This is a genomic window from Streptomyces muensis, from assembly GCF_021474425.1.
GTDB classification, from domain to species: Bacteria; Actinomycetota; Actinomycetes; order Streptomycetales; family Streptomycetaceae; genus Streptomyces; species Streptomyces muensis.
In genome coordinates, this window is sequence record NZ_JAKEIP010000312.1 from 1 (window position 1) to 8608 (window position 8608).

Sequence of the window (8608 nt, forward strand, 5' to 3'; positions counted from 1 at the left end):
CCCCCGTCCCCTTCCCCGCCCACCAGCCTCACCGGGCGATACGCGTGCTAAGGAGCCCGCGATGAGCGACATGATCACCGCGGACCTGGTCGATCTCGACCTGTCCGCCGACACCAAGGAAGCCGCGGCGCGCGCCCTCGCCGAGCGCATGGTGGCCCTGGGCCGGGTGACCGACCTGGAGGGCTTCCTCGCCGACGTGGCCGCCCGCGAGGCCCAGATGCCCACCGGCCTCGACGGCGGCATCGGCATCCCGCACTGCCGCAGCGCCCACGTCACCGAGCCGACGCTCGCCTTCGGGCGCAGCGCCGCCGGCATCGACTTCGGCGCCGCGGACGGCCCCGCCGACCTGATCTTCCTCATCGCCGCCCCGGCGGGCGCGGACGACGCCCACCTGACGATCCTGTCGTCGCTGGCCCGGCAGCTGATGAACGCCGAGTTCACGGACGCGCTGCGCTCGGCGGGCGACGCGGCGTCGGCGGCGGCGCTGATCCGGGGCGAGGAGCCCGAGGCGGCCGAGGCCGCCGGTTCCGCCCCCTCCGAAAACTCCGTGGCGTCGTCGGTGGCGGCCTCCGCCGACGCCGCCACGGGCACCACCTCCGAGGAGCCCGCCGAAACCGGCGGCGAGCGCCCCTTCCGCATCGTCGCCGTCACCTCCTGCCCGACCGGCATCGCCCACACCTACATGGCGGCCGAGTCGCTGGAGAACGCGGGCCGTGAGGCGGGCGTCGAACTCGTCGTCGAGACCCAGGGCTCGGCCGGCTTCACCCGGCTCGACCCGGCCGTCATCGCGGCGGCGGACGGCGTGATCTTCGCGCACGACGTCGCCGTACGCGAGAAGGACCGGTTCGCCGGGAAGCCGACCGTCGACGTCGGTGTGAAGGCGGGCATCAACCGCCCGGCCGAGCTCATCGCCGAGGTCCGCGGCAAGGCCGAGCGCGGCGAGGTCACCGGTGCCGCCAGGCCCGGCACCCCCGTCGAGCGCGCCGGCGAGTCCGGCGAGGGCTACGGCACCAAGCTGCGCAAGTGGCTGATGTCCGGCGTGAGCTACATGGTCCCGTTCGTCGCGGCCGGCGGTCTGCTGATCGCCCTCGGCTTCGCGATCGGCGGCTACCAGATCAACGAGGCCAAGTCGGTCACCGAGCACTTCGACTGGGGCCAGGTCGACAGCTGGGGCGCGCTGCTCTTCCAGATCGGCGCGGCCGCCTTCGGCTTCCTCGTCCCGGTTCTCGCCGGATACATCGCCTACGGCATGGCCGACCGGCCGGGTCTGGTGCCCGGCTTCGTCGGCGGCGCGATCTCGGTGACGATCGGCGCGGGCTTCCTCGGCGGACTGGTCGCCGGTCTGATCGCCGGTGGTGTGGTCCTCGGCATCCAGCGCATCGACATCCCACCGGTGCTGCGCGGCATCATGCCGGTGGTGGTGATCCCGCTGGTCTCGTCGGCCATCGTCGGGTTCCTGATGTTCGTGGTGATCGGCAAGCCGATCTCCGAGGCGCAGAAGGGCCTGACCGACTGGCTGAACAGCCTCTCCGGCACCAACGCCATCCTGCTCGGCATCCTGCTCGGCCTGATGATGTGCTTCGACCTCGGCGGCCCGGTCAACAAGGTGGCCTACACCTTCGCCACGGCCGGCATCTCGGTCGCGGCGCCCAGCGACTCCGCGATGAAGATCATGGCCGCAGTGATGGCCGCGGGCATGGTCCCGCCGCTGGGCATGGCCCTGGCCACCACGGTCCGCAAGAAGCTGTTCACCACCGCCGAGCGCGAGAACGGCAAGGCCGCCTGGGTGCTGGGCGCCTCCTTCATCTCCGAGGGCGCCATCCCGTTCGCGGCGGCCGACCCGCTGCGCGTGATCCCCGCGTCCATGGCGGGCGGCGCGGTCACCGGCGCCCTGACCATGGCCTTCGGCTCGACCCTGCGCGCCCCGCACGGCGGCATCTGGGTCACCTTCCTGATCGGCAAGCCGTTCCTCTACCTGCTGGCCATCGCGGCCGGTACGGCGGTCACGGCCGGCCTGGTCATCCTGCTGAAGGGCATGCGTCGGACGGCGCCGGAGGGCACCGCGGGCGCCGTGTCCCCGGCGGCCGAGGCGAAGCAGCCGGTCGCCGCGTAAGCCCCTGCTTGTCCCTTTGGGGGGCTGTGAGTTGTTCACGGCACCTGCGAGATACGTCACGGTCCGGGCCGCATGGCCCGGACCGTGGTGTCTACTGGGGCGTATGCCGGAAAACGTCACGATCCTCCAGCTGCTGGGCCCCGTCGTACTCGCCCTGGCGGTCGCGCTGTGGGTGACCGGACTGACCCGTCTGCTGCGCCGCTACCGCGCGACGGACCCCCGGCGCACATCAGGCCGGGCCTATTCCGGCCAAGCGCTCTCCGGCCCGGCGCTCCCCGGCCTTCCGCACCAGCGTCAGACCGCCCCCGACCTGGAGGCCGTCGAACTCACCCCGGCCGAACTCGACGCCTTCGCGGGACTGGTACGACAGCTCGACAAGGGCCGCTGAGCACGGCCTTGGTGCACCCGGCCGTGGCGCCTCTCACGGCACCTGCGCCGCCCGCCGCTCCATCGCCTCGCGCGCCGCGTCCTCGCTGACGTAGACCTCGCACATGTGCCGCCCGTCGGGTGTCGCCGTGTGCTCGACCTCCCAGAGGGAGACCTCCTCGCCGCCGGGCAGCAGGAAGGCGTGCTCGTAGAGCGAGAAGCACAGCCCGGCGCGCGCCGCACGGCACGGGCGTCCGAAGGCCTGGGTGATCTGGTGCGCGCACGCCGTGGCCAGCAGCGCGGCCGTCGCCGCGTCCGGCCGGTCGGGGTTCTCCGCCCGGCGCAGCACCCGGCGCGCGTGGTCCGCCGAGTCGTCCGGCACATACGAGTGCCGGGGCGCGGGTATCGGCGACAGCTGCACCGTCACCGGCAGTTCGAAGTCCGGGGCGTCCGGCGGCAGCGGCAGCCGCGCGGTCGCGGCGCGCAGCTCCTCCTCGTCGGCGTACAGCTCGTGCTGCGGGTCGCGGCCCCGGGCGGTGTTGTGGACGAGCTCCCACAGCGTGAGCGCCGAGCCGTCGGCGAGCAGCCAGGTGTGCCGGTAGGTCTCGCGGTGCAGCCCCGCGCTGTGGTGCGCGGAGTGCAGCGAGCTGTCGTGAGCCAGTGCGCAGTCGAGCCGCCTTATCGTCTCGTCCGGCAACTCGAAGGAGTTCAGGGCGCGGCCGAGGAGTCGCGCGAGATGCTCCTCCGGAGACTCGGGCGACTCGGCTGGTTCGTACGCTGCCGTCTCGTACGGAACGCTCAAGGTTTCTCCCGGCGTTGCTGCATGTCACCTTGTGGGTGCATACCGTAGCCCCTCGGTCGGACATCATGTCCGGGAACCGAGAAAACGTACGTCCGGTAAAACGCGCGGACCGCGCGAGAAGTTCCCGCGCGGCCCGACGAACCGTCAAGAATCCCTGCTGGGACGCTGCTTCAGGTGATCACGAGGAGAATCAGACGGCGCTGCCGGCCACCCACTGGCTCCACGCCATGTTCCAGCCGTTGAGTCCGTTGTCCGGCGTCACGGTCTTGTCGGGGGAGTTCTTGACGATCACCACGTCACCGACCGACGAGTTCTCGAAGAACCACTTGGACGGCGTGTCCCCCTGTCCGCCCTGCACGTCCTGGAGGCCGACGCAGCCATGGCTGGTGCCCTGGCGGCCGAAGGGCGGGTTGCCCTTGTTGTACCAGTAGTTGCCGTGGATGAAGGTCCCCGACTGCGTCAGCCGCATCGCGTGCGGCACATCCGGGATGTCGTACGCGTTGGCCAGACCGACCGTCCTGCTGTCCATCCGCAGCTTCTCGAACTTCTCGGTGATCACCATCTGCCCGTTGTACGTGGTGAACTCCGCGCTGCCCGCCGAGATCGGCACCGACTTGATCGTCCTGCCGTCCCGCACGACCGTCATCGTCTGCGTGTTCACGTCGACCGTCGAGACCTGCGAGTGCCCGATGGTGAAGGTGACTGTCTTCTTCTGCACGCCGTAGACGCCGTTCGCGCCCTCGACGCCGTCCAGGTCGATCTTCATCGTGACCTTGGAGCCGGCCTTCCAGTACTCCTCGGGCCGGAAGTCGAGCCGCTGTTCGCCGAACCAGTGCCCGACCACCTTCTGCCCGCTGCTGGAGGAGACGGTGATGTGCGACTGGACGGCCTTCTTGTCGCCGATCGCCTTGTCGAAGTTGAACGACACCGGCATCCCGACGCCGACCGTGGTGCCCTCGTCGGGGGTGTAGGTCCCGATGAAGCTGTTGGCCGAGGAGACCGTGGTGAAGGTGGAGTCGGCGGCCGTGCCGCGCCCGTCCCCGTCCTTGGCGGCGGCCGCTATGCGGTACTTCGTCCCCCGCTCCAACTGCTCCTTCGGCTTCCAGCTGCCCCCGTCGGCGGACAGCGAGCCCGGCACGGCCTGGCCGCTCTCCGCCACCGTCATCTTCACCTCGGTCAGCTTGCCGCCGCTGACCTTCACGCCGGTCGAGTTGATCGACGCCCCGTTCGAGCCGTCCTTCGCCGAGATCTCGATCGTCGCGGCGGATGACTTGGAGTCCTTGCCGGCCTTGTCGTCGTTGTCGGCGTTGGCGCTCCCACCGCAGGCGGTGAGCGTCAGGGCGCCGATCATCAGGGCGGCACAGGCCCCCAGTGCGCGCCGCGCTGCTATGTCCGGCGTTGTCACGATCTGCTCCATCTTCATGCGATCTGCGGGATGCGTTCCGTTCCAGGGGGGAAGAGGTCACCGCCCCCGCGCCGGGTTCCCAGCGTTCTCGGTGAATGCCGTCACGTGACAGAACCGCGACACTTCAACGTCGCCCCGCACCCCCGTACAACTCCCCGTACGACGGCCACACTCCACCCGGCCCCTCCACCGAACCGGCCGCCCGCACGGCCCGCACGATCGCCCGCGTCACCGCGTCCGCACCCGCCGCGAGCACCTCGTTCAGCGCGAGGGGATGCCCCTGGTCGAGCGCGCGGTCCCCGGTGGCCAGCGCGAACACCGTGTCCCCGTCGTTGAGCAGATGCACCGGCCGCACGGCGCGCGCGATACCGTCGTGCGCCGTGCCGGCCAGCTTCTGCGCCTGTGCCTTCGTCAGGTCCGCGTCGGTGGCGACCACCGCGAGCGTGGTGTTCAACGGAGGCGGCGCGCTCTTCGCCGCGATCTCCGCGAGCCGCTGCCGCGCCGCCTCGTGACGGCCCGCCTCCGGGTACTCGACCCGACCCTGGAACAACTCCCCGTACAGAACACCGGTCTCCGGATCCACGGCCGACCCGGCCGCGTTGGCCACCACCAGCGCGGCCACCGTGATCCCCGAGCCGAGGACCGTGCTCGCGGTGCCGATCCCGCCCTTGACCGGCCCGACGGTCGCTCCCGTGCCGGCGCCCACGCAGCCCTCCCGCACCGCGGCGCCCGGTTCGCTCGCCGCGGCCGCCTCCACGGCCGCCCGCCCGGTGGCCGCGTCCGGCCTCGCGCGGAAGTCGCCGCCCCGCCCGAGGTCGAAGACGCAGGCCGCGGGCACCACCGGCACGACATGCGCCGGATCCACTCCGACCCGCACCCCGCGCCGCTGTTCCTCCAGCCAGGCCATCACCCCCGAAGCCGCGTCGAGCCCGTACGCGCTGCCCCCCGTCAGCACGATCGCCTCGACCTTCTGCACGAGGTTGCGCGGATCCAGGGCGTCCGTCTCCTTGGTGCCGGGACCGCCACCGCGTACGTCCACGGCGGCGACCGCCCCGCCCTCGGGCGCCAGGACGACCGTGGTGCCGGTGAGCCAACCGTCGCCGTCACGGGTCGCGTGGCCCACCCGCAGCCCGGTGACATCTGTCAGAGCGTCAACTGTCATGAGCCCAGTGTCGTCCAGCCACCCACGCCGCCGGCGGGACTCTCGCCGGACGGGGCCGTCTTCCGCGTCAGCCGACCGGTGCCGTCATCTCCCTGTTCACCCGGCCCGCCCGGCGTGCCGTCAGCGTCTCCCCGGTCGCCACCGTCCCCGCCGAGACCAGACCGGCCGCGAGCACCGCCCAGTCGCCCAGGAAGGTGCAGCAGATCACCAGCAGGGCCGCGGTCGGCAGCACCAGCTGCTGGGCGATGCCCACCTTGAAGTAGCGCGAGTGCAGCGCCCACACGGTGAGCAGATACAGCGCCGTCGGCAGGGTCACCGCCGCCGACGCGGCCAGCGTCGAGATGTGCGCCTTGTGGACGGCCTGCTCGACCGCCACCTCCAGGCCCGCGCCGATCGCCGCCGCCGAGGCGAACACCACGTAGTGCCCGTAACCCCACAGGAACGCCTGCTTGTTGGAGTGCAGATGGCCGTGGATCGGCACCACGAAGTAGATCCACCACGCGGCGAAGATGATCAACAGCCCGCCCGCCGCGATCGGCAGCAGATCGCCCAGCGCGTCGTTCTCGTCGATGCCGGTCTTCACTGCGACCGTGGCCGCGGCGATGGTCTCGCCGAGCACGATGATCGTGAACAGCCCGTACCGCTCGGCGATATGACGCGGATGCCAGGACGTCGGGTGGTCCCGCTCCGCGAAGGGCGGCACACACATCTCCAGGACCGCCATCACCAGGAACACCCAGGGCCTGGTGTCCTCGGGCAGCACCACCAGGCCCACCCAGCCGATCTGACACAGCAGCACACCGACGGCGTACCGCAGCGCCATCCGTCGCTCCGGGCCGTCGCTCGACCTGGCCACGCGCAGCCACTGCGTCACGAGGGCGAGCCGCATGATCACATAGCCGAGCAGCACGGCCAGGTAGTCGTGGTCCTCGAACGCCCGGGTGACACCCGCCGCCAGGACCAGCACACCGGCGATCTGGACGAGGGTGACGACCCGGTACAGGATGTCGTCGTTGTCGTAGGCCGAGGCGAACCAGGTGAAGTTCATCCAGGCCCACCAGATGGCGAAGAACACCATCGCGTAGTTCAGGATCCCCTCGCCCGGGTGCCCCTCCGCGACGGCGTGCACCAACTGGATGCCCGCCTGGGCGATGGCCACGACGAAGCACAGGTCGAAGAAGAGCTCCAGCGGGGTGGCGGCACGGTGCGCCTCACCACGGCCCCGGGCCGTGAGCCGACGCAGGGGACGGCGGTGTCCGGGCGGGCGGGGGGAGTCCGGCGCGGGAGTCGAACTGGACGTCATGGGGTCAAGCACAGCAGATCAGGCGCGGAATTTCCTGCGAAGGGATCACCCGCTCGCAAGGGTCCACGGCCGCGGCCGGGGAGGCCGGCGCCGTGCGGGCCGTACCCTGGACGCATGAGCACCGCCCCCGCCTCCGAGCCGCGCGAGCCGAAGCCCGCGCTGATCTTCGACGACCCGCTGGACCAGCAGTCCTCGGACGACACCGACCGCGGCTGGGGCGAGCGGCCGCGCGCCGACGGTGACGGCGCGGCCGATCTGAAGCGCTTCCTCGACGAGAAGCCGCCCCACCACATCTGAGCCTCTACCGCTGGTCGTGCCCCGAGCCGCGCTGGGCGACCAGCGCGTCGCGGATCTCCTTGAGGACCTCCAGCTCGGTCACCTCGATGACCTCCTGGGTGCCCTCCTTCGCCTTGCGGCGGGCCTCCGCGCGGGCCAGGTACTTCGCCATCGGCAGGACCATCAGGAAGTAGACGACGGCCGCGGTGATCACGAAGCTGAGGGCCGCGCCGAGGACGGAGCCCCACAGGATCTGGATGCCCTGGTCGCCCGCGCACGACGAGCTCAGGCACGAGCTGTAGTGATCGAGGTTCTTGGTGCCGATCGCTCCGACCAGCGGGTTGATGATCCCCTTCACCACCGCGTTCACGATGTTCGTGAACGCGGCGCCGATGACCACCGCTACCGCCAGATCGACGACGTTCCCGCGCATCAGGAAGGCCTTGAAGCCGTCCCAGACGCCCGGTTCCTTCTTCTCGCTCACCGCGGAGCCTCTCCTCGTGTGCACAGGTTGTGGAACGAACAGCTCCGCAACCTACGTCAGGGCTAGGCCATCCTGTCCAATTGCACCACCTCAACGAGGGGCTTGACAGGGCGATGAGCACCATGCGCACGACAGGCGCGACCCAGCTCAGCACAGCGTCACCGCCAGCCGCGCCGTAGCGCTCGCGCCCGCCAGACGCGCCGCCGTGGAACGCGGCACCGACAGCACCACCAGCGCCCCGCTCTCGCCCGCGGCGTCCAGCGGCTCCGGCACCTTCGACACCCGAGCCCCGCGCGCGACCACCTCCGCGCCGCCCCCGCCCACCGCGTGCTCCTCGGCGGCGATCACATCGACCCGGTCACCGGGCCGCAGCAGCCGCACGGTGGCCCCGTCGGCGATCCGCACCGGCGCGGACACCCGCTCGACGGCACGGTGTTGGCGGACCGGCTCCGCCACCGGATGCCCGCGCGCCGGGCCCGTCTCACCGGGCCCCGCCGCCACGAGCGCGGCCGCGGTGACGGCGAGCCCCGCCGCCGCGGCCCGCCCGGGGGCGGTGCCCTTCCCGCCCCCCCGGGGCGCCGGGGCCGGGGCCCCGGCGGCGGGCCGCGTACTTGGGGCACATGCTCGGGCAGGTCGACGCCGTGCACGGGCTCTACTACCTGCTGATGCACGGCGTCGACCTGCCCGAGCATGTGCC

At 71.5% G+C, this 8608-nt stretch carries 9 protein-coding genes; 3 read left to right on the plus strand and 6 right to left on the minus strand.

The features are described from left to right. Positions 1-61 precede the first annotated feature (61 nt). Both L0P92_RS38920 and L0P92_RS38925 read left to right on the plus strand, forming a co-directional pair. Positions 62-2113 carry a PTS fructose transporter subunit IIABC gene (locus L0P92_RS38920; protein ID WP_234767860.1) on the plus strand — a complete coding sequence of 684 codons (2052 nt, stop codon included), beginning with the start codon at positions 62-64 and terminating at the stop codon, positions 2111-2113. Positions 2114-2216: 103 nt separating this feature from the next. Beyond that, entirely contained in the window at positions 2217-2501 is a 285-nt protein-coding gene (locus L0P92_RS38925) for a hypothetical protein (protein WP_234767861.1), read from the plus strand. Between the two features lie 33 nt (positions 2502-2534). Here L0P92_RS38925 and L0P92_RS38930 read toward each other — a convergent pair whose 3' ends face one another. From L0P92_RS38930 to L0P92_RS38945, 4 genes are all read right to left on the minus strand, one after another. After that, positions 2535-3281, minus strand: coding sequence for a DUF6227 family protein (locus L0P92_RS38930; protein ID WP_234767862.1), 747 nt, complete (start codon positions 3279-3281; stop codon positions 2535-2537). Between the two features lie 190 nt (positions 3282-3471). Further along, positions 3472-4686: a L,D-transpeptidase gene (locus L0P92_RS38935; protein WP_234767863.1), complete on the minus strand. Its 1215-nt coding sequence runs from the start codon at positions 4684-4686 to the stop codon at positions 3472-3474. Positions 4687-4810: 124 nt separating this feature from the next. Then, positions 4811-5848, minus strand: coding sequence for a P1 family peptidase (locus L0P92_RS38940; RefSeq protein WP_234767864.1), 1038 nt, complete (start codon positions 5846-5848; stop codon positions 4811-4813). 67 nt (positions 5849-5915) lie between these two features. Beyond that, the gene (locus L0P92_RS38945) at positions 5916-7151 is read right to left on the minus strand and encodes a low temperature requirement protein A (protein WP_234767865.1); all 1236 of its coding nucleotides are present in this window, start codon (positions 7149-7151) and stop codon (positions 5916-5918) included. 114 nt (positions 7152-7265) lie between these two features. Here L0P92_RS38945 and L0P92_RS38950 point away from each other — a divergent pair, with 114 nt between their 5' ends. Then, complete coding sequence (locus L0P92_RS38950; RefSeq protein ID WP_234767866.1) at positions 7266-7448, plus strand: hypothetical protein; 183 nt, start codon at positions 7266-7268, stop codon at positions 7446-7448. A 4-nt stretch (positions 7449-7452) separates the two neighbouring features. Here L0P92_RS38950 and mscL read toward each other — a convergent pair whose 3' ends face one another. Both mscL and L0P92_RS38960 read right to left on the minus strand, forming a co-directional pair. After that, a complete protein-coding gene (gene mscL / locus L0P92_RS38955; RefSeq protein ID WP_234767867.1) occupies positions 7453-7911 on the minus strand; it encodes a large conductance mechanosensitive channel protein MscL in 459 nt (152 codons plus the stop codon). Positions 7912-8058: 147 nt separating this feature from the next. Further along, a partial coding sequence (locus tag L0P92_RS38960; RefSeq protein WP_372497400.1) for a hypothetical protein occupies positions 8059-8608 on the minus strand: 550 nt, incomplete at its 5' end.

Excerpts from the sequence above, each read along its gene's own strand:
- L0P92_RS38945 (WP_234767865.1), bottom strand. The coding sequence starts at position 7,151 with ATGACGTCCAGTTCGACTCCCGCGCCGGACTCCCCCCGCCCGCCCGGA.
- L0P92_RS38950 (WP_234767866.1), top strand. The coding sequence starts at position 7,266 with ATGAGCACCGCCCCCGCCTCCGAGCCGCGCGAGCCGAAGCCCGCGCTG.
- L0P92_RS38940 (WP_234767864.1), bottom strand. The coding sequence starts at position 5,848 with ATGACAGTTGACGCTCTGACAGATGTCACCGGGCTGCGGGTGGGCCAC.
- L0P92_RS38925 (WP_234767861.1), top strand. The coding sequence starts at position 2,217 with ATGCCGGAAAACGTCACGATCCTCCAGCTGCTGGGCCCCGTCGTACTC.
- L0P92_RS38920 (WP_234767860.1), top strand. The coding sequence starts at position 62 with ATGAGCGACATGATCACCGCGGACCTGGTCGATCTCGACCTGTCCGCC.